Here is a 22,093-nt window from a genome sequence, read left to right as displayed (position 1 = left end):
CCGATGGCCATCACCCGTTGCTACCACCGCTTGCCAGACTGGCGCTCCAGCAAAGGCTTGACTCTCGCTGAAATCGCTTCGCGTGCACGGAAGATGCGTGAACGCACGGTGCCTATGGGACAACCCATGGCGTTCGAGATTTCCTCGTAGCTCAGGCCTTCGATTTCCCGCAACGTGACGGCTTGACGGAGATCTTCGGGCAAGGCCTCCATGGCGGCGTTGACTGCCTGGGCAATTTCCTGGGCCGCCAGGATCGTTTCGGGTGTTTCTTCGGTGGTTAGTTCCTGGCTGAGCCGGGAAGTTTCATCATCGTCATCCCCGTTGTGTAACGCGCTTTCGGTGATCAGCGGCGAGCGCTTCATGTCCAGCAGCGCCTTCTTGGCGGTATTCACGGCGATGCGATACAGCCAGGTGTAGAACTGGGCATCACCCCGGAACTGGTGCAGCGCCCGATAGGCCCGGATGAAGGTTTCCTGCGCAATGTCAGGCACCAGGTCCACGTCGCGCACCATGCGGCCAATGAGGCGCTCGATGCGGCGCTGGTACTTGATGACCAGCAGCTCGAAGGCCCGCATGTCTCCTGCGTTGGTGCGCTCGACCAGAGCCAGGTCGCTGTCGGCAGAAGAAGGCGGGAATTCGGGAGGCGTCATGAAATCGGTGAAGACGGGCCGTGGCGGCCCTGGCGCAGTCACTGCGCGCGTTCTGTAGGTCTGGGCGGGAAATATACAGCACGCCGCAAATCACCCCAGGTTTCAGGACTCTGCCTGTAAGACAGCAGCAGCCAGCGGGAGCTTCGCCAGCGCAAAGACCCCGTCGTAACGGGTCTGGCCTGCGCCCATAGCCATTGACCACCGTCAGCGCGCACCTGCAGCAGCACCGGCTGCGCATCGTGGGCAGCGGCTGCCTCACCAAGCCACCACTGCGCGCCATCCCATGCAACAAAGCCTCTGCCCAGGGCGCGCCATCCATGCCACATGCCTGCAGCTGCAACCAGAGAGCCCGTGACAGCCACGACGGCAGGCCCCCATCCGGACTGTAGATCAAGCGCCCACGCCAGCAAAAGCATGGCCGCCAGCAGCCAAAGCGCGCACAGGCATGCGACCGACCCCCGTGGTGGATTCAGCGGATGGCGGACTGCGGGCGGGGCATGGCGTGACGTCATGCCTGCAGTGTCGCAAAACCGCAGCATGTCTGACATGCATCCCACCCCTGCCGGACGCGCCCTGACCCATGGGAGAAATAAAAAAGCCCGCTCCCTTGCGGGGCGGGCTTTTCATGGTGAGGCGTGCAGGCCTCAGATTCGCTTGAACACCAGCGTTCCGTTGGTGCCGCCGAACCCGAAGTTGTTTTTCACTGCCACTTCGATCTTCGCATCCCGTGCCGTGTTGGCGCAGTAGTCGAGATCGCACTCGGGATCCTGGTTGTCCAGATTGATGGTCGGGGGAATCTTCTGCTCGTGCAGTGCCAGCACGGTGAAGACGCTCTCGATGCCGCCAGCGCCACCCAGCAGGTGACCGGTCATGGACTTGGTCGAGCTGACAACGATTTTCTTGGCGTGATCGCCCAGAGCCGCCTTGATGGCATTGGTCTCGTTGAGGTCGCCCAGCGGCGTGGATGTGCCGTGCGCATTCAGATAATCGATCTGGTCGGCGTTGATGCCGGCGTTGCGCAGAGCTGACAGCATGGCGCGGCGCGGGCCGTCCATGTTGGGCGCCGTCATGTGGCCGGCATCGGCACTCATGCCGTAGCCGCACAGTTCAGCATAGATCTTGGCACCGCGGGCCTTGGCATGCTCGTACTCTTCCAGCACCAGCACGCCTGCACCTTCACCCAGCACAAAGCCGTCGCGGTCCTTGTCCCAGGGACGCGAGGCGGCCTTGGGATCATCATTGCGCGTGGACAGTGCGCGCATGGCGGCAAAGCCGCCGACGCCCAGCGGGGAGACCGTGGCTTCCGTGCCGCCAGCCACCACCACATCGGCATCGCCGTATTCGATCATGCGTCCTGCTTCGCCTATGCAGTGCAGCCCGGTCGTGCAGGCAGTCACCACGGCGAGATTCGGCCCCTTGAAGCCAAACCGCATGGACACATGGCCAGCCACCATGTTGATGATGGAGGCAGGCACGAAGAACGGCGTGATGCGGCGCGGTCCGCGCGCAGCCAGTTCTGCGTGGGTGTTCTCGATCAGCGGCAAGCCGCCGATGCCCGAACCGATCACACAGCCGATGCGCGTAGCCAGATCATCCGACAAGGCCTCGCCCGTGGGCAGACCTGAGTCCTGCACGGCTTGCGCCGCAGCAGCGATGCCGTAATGGATGAAGGTGTCCATGGAGCGCGCATCCTTGGCGCTCATGTACGACTCCACATCGAATCCCTTGACCTCGCCCGCAATCTTGCAGGCAAAGTTCGAGGCATCGAACTTGGTGATGAGGTCAATGCCGGACTGGCCGGCCAAAAGATTGGCCCAGGCGTCGCCCACCGTGTTACCCACGGGGGAGATGCAACCCAGGCCGGTCACGACAACGCGACGACGGCTCATGCGTAAAACCTTCTGCTGATCGCTCGGGTCAGGGCCCTGTCAGGCCTTCTGGTGGGTGTTGGCGTAGTCGATGGCGTTTTGCACCGTCGTGATCTTTTCCGCGTCTTCGTCGGGGATCTCGATGCCGAATTCATCTTCCAGGGCCATCACCAGCTCCACCGTGTCCAGGGAGTCAGCACCCAGATCAGCCACGAAGGCCTTTTCGTTGGTGACTTGAGACTCTTCAACGCCGAGTTGTTCGGCAATGATTTTTTTGACACGTGCTTCGATATCGCTCATGGTTTCCCTCTGGGGGTTGTGAATGAACCCGCGATTCTAGCCGTTTCGGACCTAACGCCCTCTTCAGCCGGCCGTCGCGAGGAAACGGCCTCTTCGGTTGCAAGCAACGGCGGCTTCTGGCAGGGATCTGCCCGCAGCCGCCGCAGCGCTTACATGTACATGCCGCCGTTGACGTGCAATTCCTGGCCGGTGACGTAGCCTGCGCCCGCCGATGCGAGATAGGCCACGGCATGGGCGATGTCGCTGGGCTGGCCCAGATCACCCATGGCGATCTGCGATTTCAGGGCATTTTTCTGCTCTTCAGGCAGCTCCGCCGTCATGTCGGTGGCGATGAAGCCCGGAGCCACGCAATTGACCGTGATGCCGCGGCTGCCCAGTTCACGGGCCAGCGCACGCGTCATGCCGGCAACGCCGGCCTTGGCAGCTGCATAGTTGGCTTGACCGGGGTTTCCGGAGGCACCAACGACGCTGGTGATGTTGATGATGCGTCCGAAGCGCTGCTTCATCATGGGTCGAATGGCCGTACGGCTGACTCGGAAAACCGCCTTGAGATTGGTGTCGATCACCGCATCCCAGTCATCGTCTTTCATGCGCATGGCCAGGGTGTCGCGTGTGATGCCGGCATTGTTGACCAGCACATGCAGGCCACCGTCATTCTTGACGATGCTGTCGATCAGGGCATCGACGGCGGTCACGTCCGTGACATTGAGGTTCACGCCACGGCAGCCTTCATGGGCCGACAGGGCCTGGCTGATCTTCTCGGCACCACCATCGGTGGTGGCCGTGCCGATCACGCGGTAGCCGCGTGCTGCCAGCTCCTGGGCAATGGCGGCACCGATGCCGCGCGAGGCACCCGTCACCAGGGCAACCTGGGGCTTGTTCTGGTTGTCAGTCATGCGAGGGATTCTTTCACGTCGGCCAGCGTGGCCGGGTCATAGAGGGCAGCGGCCGTCAGGTCCGCGTCAATCCGCTTGGTCAGGCCCATCAGCACCTTGCCGGGACCGCACTCGACGAGGTGGACGACGCCGCGGGCCTTCATGGCCTGAACGCATTCCACCCAGCGCACCGGGCCGAAGGCCTGGCGATACAGCGCATCGCGAATGGCATCGGCATCCTGCTGCACAGTCACGTCGATGTTGTTGAGCACTGGGATGCGCGGTGCAGCCAGCACGGTGGCAGCCAGCGCCGCCTTGAGCTTTTCGGCCGCAGGCTTCATCAGGCTGGAATGGAAAGGCGCCGACACCGGCAGCGGCAGCGCACGTTTGGCGCCTGCGGCCTTGAGGGCCTCGCAGGCCTTCTCGACAGCCGCCTTGCTGCCGGCAATCACGGTCTGCGAGGGGTCGTTGAAATTCACGGCCTCGACGACTTCCGCACCACCCAATGCCGCCGTGACTTCTGCGCAGCCTGCGCGCACCTTGTCGGCATCCAGCCCCAGGATGGCAGCCATGGCACCGGTTCCCACGGGAACGGCCTCCTGCATGGCAGCCGCGCGCAGCCGCACCAGCGGCGCAGCCTGGGCCAGGGTCAGCACACCTGACGCGACCAGGGCCGAGTACTCACCCAGCGAGTGGCCCGCCACAACGTCGGGCAGCGCGCCGCCTTCGGCCTGCCAGACGCGCCAGGCAGCCACACCGGCCACCAGCATCACGGGCTGGGTATTGGTGGTGAGCGCCAGAGCTTCCTTCGGCCCCTGCTGGATCAGCTGGCCGATGTTTTCGCCGAGGGCATCGGAGGCTTCGACCAAGGTCTGGGCCACGACGGGATGGTCACCCCATCCGTCGAGCATGCCTACCGATTGCGAACCCTGACCAGGAAAAACGAATGCAAACTTCTTCATGATTTTCAAAAATAAAGGCCGCGCCATGGGCGCCTGCCCTCAGGCAGGCATCCCGCATCACATCTTGAGAAGTACCGCGCCCCAGGTGAAGCCGCCGCCAACACCTTCCAGCAGCACGGTCTGACCGGGCTTGACCTGGCCACTGCGCACGCCGTGGTCCAGCGCCAGGGGGATCGAGGCAGCCGACGTGTTGCCATGCTGGTCCACCGTCACCACCACCTTGTCCATGGACAGCTTGAGCTTGCGCGCCGTGCTTTGCATGATGCGGATGTTGGCCTGATGGGGGATCAGCCAGTCGATGTCGGCATCGGTGAGCCCTGCCTTGTCCAGCGTGGCGCGAGCGGCCTTCTCCAGCACGCCGACCGCCAGCTTGAACACGGCCTGCCCATCCATCTTCAGCAGCGGATCACCGAGGATCTGGCCACCGGAGACATTGCCTGGCACGCACAGGATGCCGACATGCTTGCCGTCGGCATGCAGGTCGGAAGCCAGGATGCCTGGCTGCTCGGACGCCTCCAGCACCACGGCTCCGGCACCGTCACCGAACAGCACGCAGGTCGTCCGGTCGTTGAAGTCCAGGATGCGGCTGAATACTTCGGAGCCCACCACCAGCGCGCGGCTCGCAGCGCCGGACTGGATCATGGCGTCGGCCACGGTGAGGGCGTAGACAAAGCCGCTGCATACGGCTTGCACATCAAAGGCCGCACAGCCATTGGCGCCGAGCTTGTTTTGCAGGATGCATGCCGTGGACGGGAAGACCATGTCCGGCGTCGATGTGGCGACGATGATCAGATCGATATCCTGCGGCTGGCAGCCGGCGGCTTCCAGCGCCTTCTTCGATGCCTCCAAGGCCAGATCGCTGCTGGCCACTTCTGGCGCGGCAAAGTGTCGGGCATGGATGCCGGTGCGCTCGACGATCCACTCGTCCGAGGTCTCGATGCCGCGCTGGGCCAGTTCGGCTGCCAGATCGTGATTGGTGAGTCGGCGGGGTGGCAGGTAACTGCCCGTGCCGGTGATGCGTGCGTAGCGTCTCATCTGTATTAGGGCGCCGACGGTCCCGATTCCGACTGCGCAGCCAGCAACAGAGGCAGGGCTGCGGAGATACGGGTACGGACACGGTCGAGCAGGTTGTTGCGGGCCGCATCATACGCGCGCTTCAGCGCGTGCTCGAAAGCCAAGGCATCGGCCGATCCATGGCTTTTGAAGACCAGCCCGCGAAGGCCCAGCAGCGCCGCGCCGTTGTAGCGGCGATGATCCACGCGCCTCATCAAAGCAGTTAGCACCGGATAGGCAACGATGGCCGCCATTTTGGTGAAGATGTTGCGCTTGAACTCCTGCTTGAGGGCATTGGAGATCATGGACGCCACGCCCTCGGAAGACTTGAGAGCCACGTTGCCCACAAAGCCATCACAGACCACGACCTGGGTCGTGCCCTTGAAGATGTCGTTGCCTTCGACGTTGCCGTAGAAATTCAGATGACCGGCCTTGCCGGCCGCGCGCAGCAGTTCGCCAGCGCGCTTGATGACCTCGCTGCCCTTGATCTGCTCCTCGCCAATGTTGAGCAGACCCACCGAGGGCGCCTCTTCGTTGTTCAGGGCAGACACCAGGGCCGAGCCCATGACGGCGAACTGCAGCAGATGCTCGGCCGAGCAGTCCACATTGGCACCCAGGTCCAGCACCGTGGTGGCCTCGCCCTTGGCATTGGGCAACTGGGGCGCGATGGCAGGGCGATCAATGCCATCGAGTGTCTTGAGCAGGTAGCGCGAGATGGCCATCAGCGCACCCGTGTTTCCAGCCGACACAGCAGCGGCAGCCGCGCCATCCTTGACTTGCTGGATGGCGATGCGCATGGAGGAATCCTTCTTCCTGCGCAGCGCCATCTCGATCGGATCATCCATGCCGACCACTTCCGAGGCCGGCACCACACTGGCGCGCTCATGCGCAAAGCCAGCCAGCGCATCGGGCTGGCCGACCAGCAGCAGCCGGGCATCGGGGTGGGAATCGAGGAACTGGCGGCACGCCGCAAGCGTGACGCGGGGGCCGTGATCACCCCCCATGCAGTCAACGGCCAAAGTGATCATGTGCGACTGGCAAGCCTGTTGCAAGGCCTGGAAAGATAGGAGCAACCATCAGAAAAAACAAAAGCCCGCGCTACGAAAACTGTAGCCGCGGGCCCTGCGGGAACGGTCGAAGATCAGGCTTCGGACTTGTTCTTCAGCACTTGACGGCCGCGGTACACGCCGTTGGGGCTGATGTGGTGACGCAGATGGGTTTCACCGGTGGTGGGTTCCACGGCAATGCCAGGCACATTCAGTGCGTTGTGCGAACGGTGCATACCGCGCTTGGAGGGGGACTTCTTGTTCTGCTGAACAGCCATGATGGCTCCTGTGTATCTGAAAAGGGTTGGTAAAAAACGCGATCAGCCCATTAAAGACACGAGGGGGTTTCGCGCGAAGCCCTTGATTATAGCGCAATCGCTTTTCCCGGCCTCGGCCTTTTTTCCGGACATCGCAATCAGTCGGCTGACTTGCCCACATCCAGCCCGCGCAGCACGGCAAATGGATTGGGCTTGTCCTCGCTGGCCTGCTCGAAGTCTGCGTCGCTGGACTGCATGCTCACCGGCTCGGGGCAGCTGTCGTGGCGTGGCACCACGGGCAACTCCATGAGCAGCTCATCCTCTATGAGTTCAAGCAGGTTGAATTCGCGGCTGAGCACCAGCAGGTCCTCGTCGCTCTCGTCATCCTCGGACTCGGCCGTGGTCTCATCCGCAACAAAGCGGAAAGACCTATCGACCTGGAGGGAGATGGGTGCCACAGTGAGGCAGCGTTGGCACACCATCGGAACGACAGCATCGGCCTGCAGATGCAGCCAGACCTGGCCCGAACCGCCGGTTTGCTCGACCAGTTCGCCGTCAGCCTGCCAGTGCACCTCGCCGTGCCCATCAGCGGCATCCGGCTGCGCATCCTCGGCCAGACGAGGAAAGGCCGAAAGCGCCGACTGACCCTGGAGATGGCCCGCCGATTGCGCAAAAGCGCGAACATCGAGACGGGCCGCAGAAAATTCCTTGCTCATGCGGGCAGTGTAAGAGAATCCGGGCATGCAAGCTTCCCACCTCGCCTTAGCCCAGGCTCCCGGCCTGGCACGCCCCCTGATCCTTGGTTCCACCTCACGCTACCGCCGCGAACTTCTGGAGCGGCTGCAACTACCATTCCAGACCGTGTCCCCGGAAGTCGATGAGACACCGCTGACCGGCGAAACACCGCATGCACTTTCGTTGCGACTGGCCCTGGCCAAGGCACAGGCCGTGGCGACGCTGCACCCGGGCGCCGTCGTCATCGGCTCCGACCAGGTACCCGAGCTGGATGGCATGCCGCTGTCCAAGCCCGGCACCCACGAGCGCGCCACCGAACAACTGCGCCAGATGAGCGGGCGCCAGATGAATTTCCACACCGCCGTGAGCGTGGTCTGCCGGGAAAGCGGCTTTGCCGAGACCGATGTGGTCACCGTCCAGGTCCGGTTTCGTGATCTCAACGACGCGGAGATCGAACGCTACCTGCGCGCCGAACAGCCCTATGACTGCGCAGGCAGCGCCAAGAGCGAAGGACTGGGCATCGCGCTGCTGGATGCCATCGTCAGCGACGACCCCACGGCGCTGATCGGCCTGCCGCTGATCCGCACCTGCCAGCTGCTGCGCGCCGCAGGAGCCGTGCTGCCATGAACGATGCTGCAACCCAACCCACCAAAGGAACGCTCTATCTGGTGCCCGCGCCGCTGGACTTCGGCTGCGACGAGCAAACGCCGCTGACGCAGGTCCTGCCCGATGGAACACTGCGCACCGCTGCACGCCTGACCCACTGGATCTGCGAAAACGCCAAAAGCACGCGCGCCTACCTGAAGCGCATTGACGCACTGCACGCCCTGGCCCAGCCCTTGCAAGCCCAGCAGATCACAGAACTGCCGCGCGAGGCCCACAAGAAGGGCGACCACGGCGACAAGGGCGCGGCGGTCTTCGATGCCAAGCCACTGCTCGCCCCCTTGCTGCTGGGCCACGACATGGGACTGGTCAGCGAAGCCGGCATGCCTGCCGTGGCCGACCCCGGCAGCTCCATCGTGCGCGCCGCGCATGATCTGGGCATACGGGTCGTGCCCCTGATCGGTCCGGTGTCGTTGCTGCTGGCTCTGGCCGCCAGCGGACTCAACGGACAGAACTATGCTTTTGTGGGGTACCTGCCGCAGGACGCTGGCGGGCGGGTTCAGCGCATCAAGGAGCTTGAAACCCTGGCATTGCGCCAAGGCCAGACCCAGCAGTTCATAGAGACGCCCTACCGCAACGCCGCGCTGTGGCAGGCCTTGCTGCAGACGCTCCAACCCCATACGCGCCTGGCGCTGGCCTGCGGCCTGACACTGGAGAGCGCCCGCATCGAAAGCCGTCTGGTGCGCGAATGGCGCCAGCACAAGGAAGTGCCGGACAGCCGCACGCCGGTGGTGTTTTCCATCGGTCGCTGAGACTGTCTTCCTCGATGAGCAAAAAAAGCCCGCCTTCCACAAGAAGGCGGGCTTTTTGCATCTTGGCAGACGCCAGGGAAATCAGCGCAGAGACGGAAGGCTGGAGCGCAGCGCCTGAACGGCACCTCCACCGAAGGCCGCGCCAAAACGCTTGGCCAGGCGCTCGGCCACGTTGTCGCGGCGCGTGTAATCCACCACCTCTTCCGCCTTGACCACTTCACGGGCCACATAGTCAAGACTGCCCAGCTTGTCGGCCAGGCCCATCTCCACGGCCTGCTGACCCGTCCAGAACAGGCCGCTGAACGTCTCGGGCGTCTCATGCAGGCGATCGCCACGGCCGGCCTTGACCACATTGATGAACTGCGAGTGGATCTGGCCCAGCATCTGATGGGCATGGGCGCGCTGTGCTTCGGACATGGGACTGAACGGGTCCAGGAAGCCCTTGTTCTCGCCAGCCGTCAGCAGGCGGCGCTCCACGCCCAGCTTTTCCATGGCGCCCGTGAAGCCGAAGCCATCCATGAGCACACCGATGCTGCCCACGATGCTGGCCTTGTCGACAAAGATCTCGTCGGCCGCCGCAGCAATGTAATAAGCAGCCGAAGCGCAGGTCTCCTCCACCACGGCATACAGGGGCTTGTCGTACTTGCCCTTGAGCCGCACGATTTCGTCATTGATGATGCCGGCCTGCACCGGGCTGCCGCCTGGCGAGTTGATCAGCAGCACGACGGCACGCGAGCCCGAGTCCTCGAAGGCGCTGCGCATGGCGGCCACCACGAATTCCGCGCTGGCGTCGGCGCCTGCAGCGATCTCGCCCTTGACCTCGACCACTGCGGTATGCGGAGAGGAGCTGGTCGTGGTCGCCGTGTCCTTGGCAAACAGCACCCACAGGACCACCAGGATGAGTGCCGTCCACAGCAGGCGGCCGAAGAGGCGCCAGCGGCGCGAGGCGCGCTGCTCATTGATGGTGGCGAAGACCAGCTTTTCCAGCACGTCCCGCTCCCAGCCGCTCGATGCCGCCGTTCGCGCATCGGCAGCCGCCGCGGCGGGCGTGGCCCGGGCCCACAGGTCCGCACCCGGGGAAGGGTGCGATGCGGAGCCAGGATTTTCCGGGGGTATGGGGGAAGTCATGTCAGAACTCGACGGGTTTCAGGTTATCGGCAGTATGCCAGTGCACCACCCCCGCGCTTTCGCTCAGGGAGATTTTCACCAGGCCGCCACGGCAGGGGCCGCCAGCGCAGGCGCCGCTGTCCGGCGCATAGACCGCACCATGGGTTGCGCACAGCAACCAACGCCCGGAATCATCGAAAAAGCGGTCTGGCTGGTAGTCCATCTCCATGGCCACGTGCGTGCAGCGGTTCAGATAGGCATGCGCCTGTCCCTCGAAGCGGATGGCGAATGCGCGGCAGGCATGCCCCGCGTAGACCACGTCGAAAGGCACGGCATTCGCACCTTCCTGCAAGGCCTCGCTGGCACACAAAACGATGCGATCAACGGTCACCAGCGCACCTCACAAGCATGGATTCCCGCGCTGACGCAGCCATGACGACTCAACCATGGGCCAGCAGCCACTGATGCAAATCCGCAACACTCTGCGCCACATGCAACGGCTGCAGCACGCCAAAGCCGTCGGTGGGATGCGCGCCATAGCCCACGCCCACGCTGGCACAGCCAGCATTGCGGGCCAGTTCCAGGTCGTGCGTGGTGTCGCCGATCATCAGCACGCGGCCAGGCTCCACGCCGAATTCGGCCATCAGCTCCTGCAGCATCAGCGGGTTGGGCTTGCCGGCGGTTTCGTCCGCCGTGCGCGAGCTGTCGAACATGCCGCGCAGTTGCGGGTCCTGCAGCGCATCGTTCAGACCGCGCCGGCTTTTGCCCGTGGCCACGGCCAGCAGGTGGCCGCGCTCGCGCAGCGCCGCCAGCATGGGCAGCACGCCGGCGAACAGGCTGATGTCGTCCTGGTGCTTGATGAAATGGTGGCGATAGCGGTTGCCCAGCTCGGGGTATTTCTCGGGCGACACATCGGGCGCCGCACGCGCCAATGCCGGCATCAGCGCCATGCCGATCACATAGGAGGCCGCCTCATTGCTGGGGGGCGTGCCTCCCACATCGGCCACGGCCGCCTGAATGCACTTGACGATCACCGCGGTGGAATCCGACAGCGTCCCATCCCAGTCGAAGGCGATGAGGTCGAAGCGGCGCGCACGGTATATCTCGGAAGAACCAGGAGTTGTCATGTCTGCAAGGAGTCAAATCCGGCGTCAGCCGGCGAAACGGGCCAGCTCCTCGGGAAGCTCGGCGCGCAATTCCACCCGCTCACCACTGGACGGGTGTGTGAACTGTAGCCGCCATGCGTGCAGGAACATGCGTTTGAGCCCCTGTTTCTGCAACCGGCGGTTCAGGTCGAAATCCCCGTACTTGTCATCCCCCGCAATCGGGTGCCCCTGGCTGGACAGGTGCACGCGGATCTGGTGCGTGCGCCCGGTCTTGATGGTCACCTCCAGCAGGCTCATGGCCGGCAGACCCAGCAGGGGCTGGGGCGCCAGCGTGCTGCGAACGCGCACCAGCGTGACGGAGCGCATGCCGTCAGGATCATCGGCCGTGGTCACCCGCACGCGGCGCTCGCCGTCGGCCTGCAGGTATTTGTGCAGCGGCAGATCAATCACCTTGCGGTTGGCAGGCCAGGTGCCCTGGACCAGCGCCAGATAGGTCTTGCCGGTTTCGCGCTCGCGGAACTGGTCCTGCAGATGCGTCAGCGCCGAGCGCTTCTTGGCCACCAGCAAGATGCCGGATGTCTCGCGGTCGAGCCGATGCACCAGCTCCAGAAAGCGGCTTTGCGGCCGCGCCTGGCGCAATTGCTCGATGACGCCAAAACTCACGCCCGAGCCCCCGTGCACGGCCACACCGGCAGGCTTGTCGATGGCAATCAGATGTTCGTCTTCCAGCAGACTGGGGAAATCCCTGGCGGGCGCAGGCCGCTCGGCCTTTTCGGCGACTTTTTCGGAAATGCGCACGGGCGGCACGCGAACGACATCGCCAGTCGAGACGCGGGTTTCCGCACTGACGCGCCCCTTGTTGATGCGCACTTCTCCACTGCGGATGATGCGATAGACATGGGTTTTGGGAACGCCCTTGAGATGGCGTATGAGAAAGTTGTCCAACCGCTGTCCGGCCGAATCGTCATCGACTTCGATCAGCCGCACTGCGGCAGTGGCTGCGTTCAGGGAACGGTCGTCTGCCGGTTTGCCCTCTATAATGTGTTTCACCTGTGCCGAACTATTTATAAGTGGTTGATTCTCATGGAGTTTAGTCCAAACAACCATTTCCCCGCACAGGCAGGTCGATGCCATCCGGTGTCATGCACGCGAAACAGCAGGAAAAGATGGCCTGCGAAGTTCGTCGTTGCATCGGTTGTGGCTGACGAATTGAAACACTGATACGGAATCTCAAGCTGGCAGAAGGGGTCGGACCCGGCGTCCGCCGCTGCCAGCGGATCAAAAGCGAGCATGTGGATCTTTTGGGCATGGATGGTCACGCTGTGGAGCAGGAAAACGCCTGCGCCCAGGATCATTGCCGCCCCCAAGCCTCCCGCCTGCCCCGCACGTGCAGCAGCTTCGCTTGAAGCTGGACGGCGTGCCTCTCTCATCGCTCTCGTCCCCCTGCCCTTGCCCCCATTGCTGACTTGAGCCAGGTCTCAAGAAGCAAGGCATTCGGCGATTCCTTTCGTTTCAATGCGTCAGTCCGGCATCTCGGCTCCCTCGCGAGCCTGTCTTTGATTACAAGTCAAAGGCGTGACGGTCTGGCAGCAGAGGCTGCACCCCGGCGCGCCCCAGAGAAAACGAATAAAGGAAACGCATCATGAAACGGATGCTCATCAACGCCACGCAGTCGGAAGAGCGGCGCCTTGCCATCGTCGATGGACAAAAGCTCCTCGACTACGAGATCGAGATCGAAGGACGCGAGCAGCGCAAGGGCAACATCTACAAGGCCGTGGTCACGCGCGTGGAGCCCAGCCTTGAGGCCTGCTTCGTCGACTACGGCGAAGACCGCCACGGCTTCCTGCCCTTCAAGGAAATCTCCAAGCAGTATTTCGCCGAAGGCGTCTCGCCCAGCCAGGCCCGCATCAACGAAGTCATCCGTGAAGGCCAGGAACTGATCGTCCAGGTCGAGAAGGAAGAGCGCGGCAACAAGGGCGCGGCCCTGACCACCTTCATCTCGCTGGCCGGCCGCTATGTGGTGCTGATGCCCAACAACCCGCGCGGCGGTGGCGTCTCGCGCCGCATCGAGGGCGAGGACCGCGCCGAACTCAAGGAGGCGATGGACCAGCTCGAGTACCCCAAGGGCATGTCCATCATTGCGCGCACCGCCGGCATCGGCCGCACCGCGCCCGAGCTGCAGTGGGACCTGAACTACCTGCTCAAGCTGTGGAACGCCATCGACGGCGCAGCCAAGTCGGCCAAGGGCGCCTTCCTGATCTACCAGGAATCGAGCCTGGTGATCCGCGCCATCCGCGACTACTTCAACGGCGACATCGGCGACATCCTCATCGACACCGACGACATCTACGAGCAGGCGCAGCAGTTCATGCAGCACGTCATGCCCGAGCATGCCGCCCGCGTCAAACGCTACCGCGACGATGCCCCCCTGTTCAGCCGTTTCCAGATCGAGCACCAGATCGAATCGGCCTACGCGCGCACCGTGACCCTGCCCTCGGGCGGCGCCATCGTCATCGATCACACCGAGGCCCTGGTCTCCATCGACGTGAACTCGGCCCGCGCCATCAAGGGCGGCGACATCGAGGAAACCGCCACCCGCACCAATCTGGAAGCCGCCGACGAAGTCGCGCGCCAGATGCGCCTGCGCGACCTGGGCGGCCTGATCGTCATCGACTTCATCGACATGGAGGAGAGCAAGAACCGCCGCGAAGTCGAGAATCGCCTGCGCGACGCGCTGCGCCAGGACCGTGCGCGCGTGCAGTTCGGCACCATCAGCAAGTTTGGCCTCATGGAAATGAGCCGCCAGCGCCTCAAGCCCGCCCTGTCCGAAGGCGCGCACATCAACTGCCCGCGCTGCGGCGGCTCCGGTCATATCCGCGATACGGAAAGCTCTGCGCTGCAGATCCTGCGCATCATCCAGGAAGAGTCCATGAAGGACAACACGGCCGCCGTGCACTGCCAGGTGCCCGTGGAAGTGGCCAGCTTCCTGCTCAACGAAAAGCGCGGCGAGATCACCAAGATCGAACTCAAGCAGCGCGTCAACGTGATCATGGTCCCCAACAAGTCCATGGACACGCCGCACTACAAGCTCGAGCGCCTCAAGCATGACGATGCGCGCCTGGAAAGCATGGAAGCCAGCTACAAGCTGGCCGAAGAGCTGGACACCGAAACCACGGTGACACGCCGCTCGCAGGAGCCCACCAACAAGCAGACACCCATGATCAAGGGTGTGCTGCCGGACATGCCGGCTCCCATTGCCGAGCCCCGTCCCGAAGGCAGCCGCAACCGCCCGGCCAACGGCCAGCAGCGCGACGCCAAGCCTGCAGCCACGGCGGCAGCGCCCGCACCGGCCGCCGCCCCCGTCGTGGTCCGCGAACAAGGCTTCTTTGCCTGGCTCAAGAGCCTGTTCGGCTTTGGCGCGGCACCTGCGCCGGTCGCAGCGCCCGTGCCGGCTGCCGAAGCCCCCGCACGCGAAGGTCGCCGTGACGGCCGCAACGACAGCCGTGGCCGCCGCAACGAACGCAATGGCGAGCGTGGTGGTGAGCGCACCGAGCGCAGCGGTGAGCGCGCCGGCGCCCCCAACGCCGAGCGCCAGGCTGGCGGTGGCGATCGCAACCGCCGCAATGCCGAGCGTGGCGAGCGCACGGAACGCGGTGAACGTGGTGAGCGCCCGGATCGTGGCGAGCGCGGTGAACGCACCGACCGCGGCGAACGCCGCGGCCGTGGCGAGCGCAGCCGCGACGGCGAAAACCGCCAGCCGCTGGAGGCCGTGAACGCCTCCGCAGCCCTGGCGGCAGATGGCAGCACCCTCGAGCAGCGTCCCGAGCGCGCGCCGCGTGGCGACCGCCAGGAACGCGGCGAAGGCCGCCGCGAGCGCGGTGAACGAGGCGAGCGTGGAGATCGCGCCGAACGCGGTGAACGCAGCGAGCGCCAGCCCCGTCAGTTCGAAGTCGCGCCCGAGTCCGAAGAAAAGCTGGACAACCAGGCCCAGCAGCAGGACCAGTCCCTGGACAACGCTGCTCCCGCCTCCGGCGAAGAGCAGCCGCGCCAGCGTCGTTCGCGCGACCGCTACGGCCGTGACCGCCGCGAGCGTGGCGATCGCGGTGACCGTGCAGAGCGCGCGCCGCGTGAAGCCGAAGGCGAAGCCGTGCAGTCCTTCGAGGCCTCCGTGCCCGAGCAGGACCAGCAGCCAGCCCGTCGCAGCTACTTCAACGCCGCCAACTCTGCTGCCGAAGTCCAGGCCCCCGAAGCCGTGGCCGAAGCCACAGTGGCCGCACAGCCTGCGGCAGTTGTGGAAGTGCAGCAACCCGTCGCGGTGCCCGAGCAGCAGAGCGCGGCCTTCGCGCCGGTCGCACCGGCCCCTGTGGCGGCCCCTGCCGTGATGGCAGACGTGCCAGCACCTGCTGCACCTGCTGCACCTGCCGCTTCTGCTGCTTCTGCCGCAGCCGAGCCCGCTGCAGCCAAGGCCGCTGAGGCAACCGCAGAACGCGGCCTGCCCAAGGTCCAGGCCTACCAGTTGCCCGTGTCCGAGCTGCAGGCGCTGGCCGCCGCCTCGGGCCTGCAATGGGTGGGCTCCGATGCCGACAAGGTGGCCGCTGCGCAGGCAGCCATCGCGGCCGAACCGCAGCCCGAGCGCGTCGTGCGCGAGCGCCCGCCCATGGTCGTGCTGGATGACGGTCCTCTCATCCTCGTGGAAACACGCAAGGACCTGAGCGACCTGCAGCTGCCATTCGAGCAGCAACCGCAGGGCGTGGCCCATGTCTGACCACAGACAGTGACGACACAGGGGCCCTCGCGGCCCCTGTTTGTTTCTGCCGCCACCACCGTCCATCTATCTTTCCTCCCTCTCTATCCTGGAGCTTGCGTCCCGCCATGCTGTTGCTGCTCTCCCCCGCCAAATCGCTGGACTACGACACACCGCTGCCGCCGAAGCTGCCACACACGCTTCCCGTCTTCTCCGAACAGCCGCTGGAGCTGATCGAAGTGCTGCGCCGCCAATCGCCGCAGCAACTGTCGGAACTCATGGGCATCAGCGACAAGCTGGCTGCGCTCAACGTGGCGCGCTACGAGGCCTTCAGCCCTCGCTTCACGGCCACCAATGCCCGCCAGGCGCTGCTGGCCTTCAACGGTGATGTCTATGAAGGCCTGCAGGCGCGCAGCCTGGACGCCGAAGACCTGGACTGGGCGCAGCAGCACATCGCCATCCTCAGCGGCCTGTACGGCGTGCTGCGTCCGCTGGACCGCATGCAGCCCTACCGCCTGGAAATGGGCACCCGGCTGGAGACCGCGCATGGCAGCAACCTCTACCAGTTCTGGGGCAGCCGCATTGCCGAGTACCTGAACCAGCGCGCGGCCCGGCAGCCGGCGGGCGAGCGCGTCGTCGTCAACCTGGCTTCGCAGGAATACTTCAAATCGGTAGACTTGAAGCACCTCAAGCCCCCGGTGGTGGAATGCGCGTTCGAGGATTACAAGAACGGCGCCTACAAGATCATCAGCTTCCATGCCAAACGCGCGCGCGGGCTGATGGCACGATTTGCCATACAGCAACGCGCTCGCAGCGCGGCTGAACTCGAAGCCTTCGATCTGGAAGGCTACGCACTGGCGCCAGCTTCCTCGACGCCTGCGCGCCTGGTGTTCCGCCGCAAGACCGCTGACTGAGCCTCGCCAGCCACCGGCCGGCCCCGGCCTCGATGCCTTTGGAGTCCATTCACTGCGGCAAGGGCCGCACTGCACGCCATGAGCCTCAAATCCTCACCAGATTCCCCGAGCACCGCGCAGGACCTGCCGGCGGGTCTCACGCCTGAACTCATGCAATGGGTACGCGACCAGCGCGCATCCGGCATAGGGCCTGCGGCCCTGCTGCGCTCCATGCGCGACGTGGGCTGGAGCGAAGAACTGGCCCGGCGGGCGTTGGACCTGCCCCACCAAGGCGAAGCGGCGCCACCGGCCGTCGTCGTCTCGGCCTCCTCGCTGCCCGAGCCGGACCTCTCCCAGGACCCCACCAGCATCGATGTCGGCGACCGCAAGGTCCAGGTACTGGTCAGCATGCGCAACCCGCGCATCGTGGTCTTCGGCAACCTGCTCTCGCATGAGGAGTGCGACGCCATCATCGCCGCCGCGCGTCCGCGCATGGCGCGCTCGCTCACCGTGGCCACGCAAAGCGGCGGTGAAGAGATCAATGACGACCGCACCAGCAACGGCATGTTCTTCCAGCGCGGGGAAACCGGCATCGTCCGCCAGCTGGAAGAACGCATCGCCCGCCTGCTGCGCTGGCCGCTGGACCACGGCGAAGGCCTGCAGGTGCTGCACTACGGCCCGGGCGCCGAGTACAAGCCCCACCACGACTACTTCGCGCCCGGCGAACCCGGCACGCCTACCATCCTCAAGCGCGGCGGCCAGCGCGTGGGCACCCTGGTCATCTACCTGAACGAGCCCGAGCGCGGCGGCGCCACCATCTTTCCCGAAGTGCCACTGCAAGTGGTTCCGCGCCGGGGCAACGCCGTCTTCTTCAGCTATGAGCGCCCCGACCCCTCCACGCGCACCTTGCACGGCGGCGCGCCCGTGCTGGCCGGCGAAAAATGGATCGCCACCAAATGGCTGCGCGAGCGCGAATTCCACTGAAGAGCCAGCGAACCCGGGCGTACCCACCCTTATTGACCTTATATGGCCGCCCATGCCTGCGGGCATGGAAATTCAGTTAGCTTCAAAGCCTGGGTCCACGCGCTCCGCGCGGACCGTCCAGGCCTGACCAGCGCCGGCACGGCCGGCCCTTTTTCCATGAACACTCCCGAACAATCCCAGCTAGGCAAAAGCTCTGCCTACATCGACCAGTACGCCCCCTCGCTGCTGTTCCCCCTGCCCCGCGCGCCCAAGCGCGAGGAAATCGGCATTCAGGGAAGCCAGATGCCCTTCTTCGGCGCCGACCTGTGGACGGCGTTCGAACTGTCCTGGCTCAACCTGCGCGGCAAGCCGCAGGTGGCTCTCGTGCATTTCACGATCCCCTGCGAGACCCCCAATCTCATCGAAAGCAAGTCGTTCAAGCTCTACCTCAACAGCTTCAACAACACCCGCCTGTCCGACGCTGCCGAAGTCCAGGCACGCCTTCGCACCGACCTGGCCGAAGCGCTATGGCGAGGCAGCGAGCAAAAGGGCAGCATCGGCGTGAAGATCATCGGCCTGGACCGCTTCGACCAGGAAATGGTGCAGGAACTGGACGGCCTGCTGCTGGACCGCCTGGACGTGGAATGCACGCAATACCAGCCCGCCCCAGAGCTGCTGCACGCCAACCACGAGGAAGCGCCCGTCACCGAGACCCTCGTCAGCCACCTGCTCAAGAGCAACTGCCTGGTCACGGGCCAGCCCGACTGGGGCAGCGTGCAGATCCGCTACAGCGGCGCGCAGATCGACCAGGAAGGCCTGCTGCAATACCTGGTGAGCTTCCGCAACCACAACGAATTCCATGAGCAATGCGTGGAACGCATCTTCATGGACATCTGGACCCGCTGCCGCCCCATCAAGCTCTCGGTGTACGCACGCTACACGCGCCGTGGCGGCCTGGACATCAACCCATTCCGCACCAGCCATCCTGGCGCGCTGCCGGCCAACGTGCGCTCTGCACGGCAGTAAAAGACGCGGCCGCCCCCTTCCCCTCACCTCAACGTAAACACCTCCAGCGACCGCTCCAGCGACTGGGCGCTGGCACGCAGCGAGCCCGCCGCGCCGGCCGATTGCTCGACCAGGGCGGCGTTTTGCTGGGTGACGGAGTCGAGCTGGGCCACGGCGTCGTTGACCTGGGCGATGCCTACGGATTGTTCGCGCGTGGCGATGCTGATCTGGTGGACCAGGTCGCTGACGCGGCCCACGGCGTCGACCATGCCGTCGATGGTGCGGCCTGCGGCGTCCATGCGGGCGTTGCCATCGTTGATGCCGTCCACGGTGCGGTTGATGAGGCCGCTGATTTCCTTGGCGGCCGAGGCGCTGCGCTGGGCGAGGGCCCGCACTTCGCCGGCCACGACGGCAAAGCCGCGGCCCTGCTCGCCTGCGCGTGCCGCTTCGACGGCGGCATTCAGGGCCAGCAGGTTGGTCTGGAAGGCAATGCTTTCGATCACGCCGATGATCTCGCCCATGCGGCGCGAGGAGCCGCGGATGTGCTCCATGGCAGCGCCCACTTCCTGGATGGCGGCGCCGCTCTTGCCGGCGACCTGGCGGCTCTGGTCGCTTTCATGGGCCATGAGCTGGGCCGTGTCGGCGGTCTGTGCGACGGTGCCCGATATCTCTTCCATCGAGGCCGCCGTCTGCTGCAGGCTGGTGGCCTGGGATTCTGTGCGCTGCGCGAGGTCGAAGCTGCCCTGGGCGATCTCGTGGGCCGTCGTGGCAAAGCCGCGCATTTCGGTGCGCACGTCGCCGACCACGGCGCGCAGGTTGATCTGGATCTGCTGCAGCCGCTGCATCAGGGCACCCATGGGGCCGCTGTAGTCGTGCTGCATGTTGGTGCCCAACTGGCAGCTGGCAATGTCGGCGGCAAAGCCGCTGGCCTGTTCCAGGCCCGCCACGCAGCGCTGCTGGAAGCGCCACAGCACAAAGCTGCCCCCCGCCAGCAAGGCGGCCAGGCGCGTGCCCCAAGCTGCGGCGCCCTGCCAGCCCAGCAGGTCGGGCAGCATGGCGGCCAGGCCCACGCCGCCCAGCATCAGCGCCATGCGGGCTGTCAGGCCCAGGTCGCTGCGGCGGTCCCACAGGCCTGCCAGGCCCAGGCGGCGCAGTTCGCCGCCGCGCAGTCGCAGGGTTTCCTGGCCGGCATCGGCTTCGGCGCGCATGCGGGCATAGAGGGCTTCGGCGGCCTCGATCTCGTCCGGCCGGGGCTTGGTGCGCACCGAAAGGTAGCCGCGCGGACGGCCGCCTTCCATGATGGGCGTGACGTTGGCGCGCACCCAGTAGTGGTCGCCGTTCTTGCGCCGGTTCTTGACCAGGGCAGTCCACGGGTAGCCGTGGGCGATGGTGCGCCACATGTCCTTGAAGGCGGCGGCCGGCATGTCCGGGTGGCGGATCAGGTTGTGCGGCTGCTCGATCAGTTCCTCGTAGGAATAGCCGCTGACCCGCACGAAGGCAGGGTTGCAATGGGTGATCTCGCCCTTGGTGTTGGTGACGGATACCAGCAGCTCATCGCCCGGAAAGTCGTAGTTGAGCTGGCTGACGGGCAAATTCACGCGCATGGGTACCACTCCTTTGGGATGTCTCTTGTTCTTGTGAAATGGCAAGGCGAAGCGCTCTGAAGCCACCGGAATCCATCAAACGGAAACACAAATTCACATTTCCAAATCATCTCACAGCACGGCAACCTCAGTCCCATGCTCGGAACTGGTGCATGGTTTTACAGCGTGTGCGCCAGATTTGTGGTGATGATTCAGAACAGTTGAGGTGTAAAGGGATCGCTGTCCGGCGCGGGCTGGGCCGGTCCCCTGAGCAGTTGCTCGCGCGCCAGCGGGTCGTGGGCGGTGGCGTTCCAGTCGGCCGTGCGAACGAGGTTGCCCACGCGCACGCCCAGCAGGCGCAGCCGCTTGGCCAGGGGCACGCGCTTGAGGCATTGGCCTGCGGCGCGGCGCAGGGTGGCGGCATCGGCCATGGGCAGCTCCAGCGTGTGGTCGCGCGTGGCGGTCTTGAAGTCGTCGTAGCGCAGCTTGATGCCCACGGTGCGGCCCATGTAGCCCTTGCGCTGCAGGTCCTGGGCCAGGCGTTCGCACAGGTCGGTGAAGATGGCGCTCAGTTCGGCCCGGTCGCGCACGGCGTGCAGGTCGCGCTCGAAGGTGGTCTCGCGGCTCATGGAGACGGGCTCGCTGTGCGTGACCACGGGCCGGTCGTCACGGCCCCAGGAGGCACCATGCAGCCAGTTGCCGTAGGCGCGGCCAAACCATTGCACGAGCTGGGGCAGGCTTTGCGCGGCCAGCTCGCCGATGGTCCGTATGCCCAGCGCCTGCAGCTTGGCGTCGGCCTTGGGGCCTATGCCATTGATCTTGCGGCAGGCCAGCGGCCAGATGACGGTCTGCAGGTCCTCGGGCTGGACGATGGAGATGCCGTTGGGCTTGTTGAATTCGCTGGCCATCTTGGCCAGCAGCTTGTTGGGGGCCACGCCGATGGAGCAGGTCAGGCCCGTGGCGTCGGTGATGGTTTTCTGGATCAGCCGAGCCAGCACGCGCCCGCCTTCGCGCTGGCCGCCAGGCACGTCGGTGAAGTCGATGTAGACCTCGTCCACGCCGCGGTCCTCCATCAGCGGGGCGATGGAGACGATGATCTCCTTGAACATGCGCGAGAAGCGCCGCACCTCGGCAAAGTCCACGGGCAGCATGATGGCCTGGGGGCACAGGCGCGCGGCCTTCATCATGCCCATGGCCGACCCCACGCCGAACTGGCGCGCCGGGTAGGTGGCCGTGGTGATCACGCCCCGGCCGACGTAGTCCTTGAGGCGCGAGAACTCGTCCACCGGAATCTCGTGCAGCCGCCCGGCGTAGCGCGCATCCAGCGCCTCGTCATGCGCGCGGCGCCCGCCGCCGATGACCACGGGCAGTCCCTTGAGCTGCGGATAGCGCAGCAGCTCCACCGAGGCATAGAAGGCGTCCATGTCCAGGTGGGCGATGCGGCGCGCAGGCGCAGCATCGGCAGGGCTTGCGGGTGTCGTGGGTGTCGTTTCAGGCACGCCGCCATTATTGCGGCAACTGTGCATTCATA

Annotated in this window: 21 protein-coding genes; 6 read left to right on the top strand and 15 right to left on the bottom strand. The window is 65.1% G+C overall.

The window, feature by feature from the left end:
- Positions 1-20 precede the first annotated feature (20 nt).
- From rpoE to AAN986_RS06840, 9 genes are all read right to left on the bottom strand, one after another.
- Complete coding sequence (gene rpoE / locus AAN986_RS06880) at positions 21-650, bottom strand: RNA polymerase sigma factor RpoE (protein ID WP_016447792.1); 630 nt, start codon at positions 648-650, stop codon at positions 21-23.
- A gap of 644 nt (positions 651-1,294) precedes the next feature.
- Positions 1,295-2,539, bottom strand: a complete 1,245-nt coding sequence (gene fabF / locus AAN986_RS06875; RefSeq protein ID WP_016447793.1) for a beta-ketoacyl-ACP synthase II — start codon at positions 2,537-2,539, stop codon at positions 1,295-1,297.
- 39 nt (positions 2,540-2,578) lie between these two features.
- A complete protein-coding gene (acpP, locus tag AAN986_RS06870) occupies positions 2,579-2,818 on the bottom strand; it encodes an acyl carrier protein (protein ID WP_003058049.1) in 240 nt (79 codons plus the stop codon).
- Between the two features lie 149 nt (positions 2,819-2,967).
- A complete protein-coding gene (gene fabG / locus AAN986_RS06865) occupies positions 2,968-3,714 on the bottom strand; it encodes a 3-oxoacyl-ACP reductase FabG (protein ID WP_016447794.1) in 747 nt (248 codons plus the stop codon).
- On the bottom strand, positions 3,711-4,655 hold the full coding sequence (fabD, locus tag AAN986_RS06860) for an ACP S-malonyltransferase (RefSeq protein ID WP_026062373.1): 945 nt from the start codon (positions 4,653-4,655) through the stop codon (positions 3,711-3,713). Before fabD ends, fabG begins: the two co-directional genes overlap by 4 nt.
- A 57-nt stretch (positions 4,656-4,712) precedes the next feature.
- Entirely contained in the window at positions 4,713-5,690 is a 978-nt protein-coding gene (locus AAN986_RS06855) for a beta-ketoacyl-ACP synthase III (RefSeq protein WP_016447796.1), read from the bottom strand.
- A 5-nt stretch (positions 5,691-5,695) separates the two neighbouring features.
- Entirely contained in the window at positions 5,696-6,736 is a 1,041-nt protein-coding gene (gene plsX, locus AAN986_RS06850; protein ID WP_016451174.1) for a phosphate acyltransferase PlsX, read from the bottom strand.
- Between the two features lie 113 nt (positions 6,737-6,849).
- Positions 6,850-7,032 carry a 50S ribosomal protein L32 gene (gene rpmF / locus AAN986_RS06845; protein WP_012207072.1) on the bottom strand — a complete coding sequence of 61 codons (183 nt, stop codon included), beginning with the start codon at positions 7,030-7,032 and terminating at the stop codon, positions 6,850-6,852.
- Between the two features lie 137 nt (positions 7,033-7,169).
- Positions 7,170-7,727: a YceD family protein gene (locus AAN986_RS06840; protein ID WP_047217386.1), complete on the bottom strand. Its 558-nt coding sequence runs from the start codon at positions 7,725-7,727 to the stop codon at positions 7,170-7,172.
- Positions 7,728-7,752: 25 nt separating this feature from the next.
- Here AAN986_RS06840 and AAN986_RS06835 point away from each other — a divergent pair, with 25 nt between their 5' ends.
- Positions 7,753-8,373 carry a Maf family nucleotide pyrophosphatase gene (locus tag AAN986_RS06835; protein WP_047217387.1) on the top strand — a complete coding sequence of 207 codons (621 nt, stop codon included), beginning with the start codon at positions 7,753-7,755 and terminating at the stop codon, positions 8,371-8,373.
- Entirely contained in the window at positions 8,370-9,161 is a 792-nt protein-coding gene (locus AAN986_RS06830) for an SAM-dependent methyltransferase (RefSeq protein ID WP_047217388.1), read from the top strand. Before AAN986_RS06835 ends, AAN986_RS06830 begins: the two co-directional genes overlap by 4 nt.
- Positions 9,162-9,242: 81 nt before the next feature.
- Here the strand turns inward: AAN986_RS06830 and AAN986_RS06825 are convergent, their stop codons facing one another.
- From AAN986_RS06825 to AAN986_RS06810, 4 genes are read right to left on the bottom strand one after another with little or no spacing between them, the layout of a single operon-like run.
- Positions 9,243-10,289, bottom strand: a complete 1,047-nt coding sequence (locus AAN986_RS06825) for a S49 family peptidase (RefSeq protein ID WP_016451171.1) — start codon at positions 10,287-10,289, stop codon at positions 9,243-9,245.
- A gap of 1 nt (position 10,290) precedes the next feature.
- Entirely contained in the window at positions 10,291-10,659 is a 369-nt protein-coding gene (locus AAN986_RS06820) for a Rieske 2Fe-2S domain-containing protein (protein ID WP_016451170.1), read from the bottom strand.
- Positions 10,660-10,708: 49 nt separating this feature from the next.
- Positions 10,709-11,395 (bottom strand): HAD-IA family hydrolase, encoded by a 687-nt coding sequence (locus AAN986_RS06815; protein ID WP_016451169.1) that lies wholly within the window; start codon positions 11,393-11,395, stop codon positions 10,709-10,711.
- A 24-nt stretch (positions 11,396-11,419) separates the two neighbouring features.
- Complete coding sequence (locus AAN986_RS06810; protein ID WP_016447804.1) at positions 11,420-12,481, bottom strand: RluA family pseudouridine synthase; 1,062 nt, start codon at positions 12,479-12,481, stop codon at positions 11,420-11,422.
- Between the two features lie 535 nt (positions 12,482-13,016).
- Between AAN986_RS06810 and AAN986_RS06805 the strand changes: the two genes are divergently transcribed.
- From AAN986_RS06805 to queF, 4 genes are all read left to right on the top strand, one after another.
- Entirely contained in the window at positions 13,017-16,139 is a 3,123-nt protein-coding gene (locus tag AAN986_RS06805) for an Rne/Rng family ribonuclease (protein WP_047217389.1), read from the top strand.
- 107 nt (positions 16,140-16,246) lie between these two features.
- Positions 16,247-17,032, top strand: coding sequence for a peroxide stress protein YaaA (yaaA, locus tag AAN986_RS06800; protein WP_016447806.1), 786 nt, complete (start codon positions 16,247-16,249; stop codon positions 17,030-17,032).
- 78 nt (positions 17,033-17,110) lie between these two features.
- The gene (locus AAN986_RS06795; protein ID WP_016447807.1) at positions 17,111-17,995 is read left to right on the top strand and encodes a 2OG-Fe(II) oxygenase; all 885 of its coding nucleotides are present in this window, start codon (positions 17,111-17,113) and stop codon (positions 17,993-17,995) included.
- Between the two features lie 156 nt (positions 17,996-18,151).
- A complete protein-coding gene (gene queF, locus AAN986_RS06790; protein WP_043791423.1) occupies positions 18,152-19,000 on the top strand; it encodes an NADPH-dependent 7-cyano-7-deazaguanine reductase QueF in 849 nt (282 codons plus the stop codon).
- A 23-nt stretch (positions 19,001-19,023) separates the two neighbouring features.
- Here the strand turns inward: queF and AAN986_RS06785 are convergent, their stop codons facing one another.
- Both AAN986_RS06785 and AAN986_RS06780 read right to left on the bottom strand, forming a co-directional pair.
- Positions 19,024-20,583: a PAS domain-containing methyl-accepting chemotaxis protein gene (locus AAN986_RS06785; RefSeq protein ID WP_012207084.1), complete on the bottom strand. Its 1,560-nt coding sequence runs from the start codon at positions 20,581-20,583 to the stop codon at positions 19,024-19,026.
- A gap of 191 nt (positions 20,584-20,774) precedes the next feature.
- Positions 20,775-22,088: a DNA polymerase IV gene (locus AAN986_RS06780; protein ID WP_016447830.1), complete on the bottom strand. Its 1,314-nt coding sequence runs from the start codon at positions 22,086-22,088 to the stop codon at positions 20,775-20,777.
- Positions 22,089-22,093: the final 5 nt, after the last annotated feature.

The organism is Delftia sp. DS1230, assembly GCF_040112715.1.
In the GTDB taxonomy this organism is placed as follows: domain Bacteria; phylum Pseudomonadota; class Gammaproteobacteria; order Burkholderiales; family Burkholderiaceae_C; genus Comamonas; species Comamonas tsuruhatensis.
The sequence above is the reverse complement of the archived record's forward strand: the minus strand, read 5'-3'. Positions and strand labels throughout refer to the sequence as shown.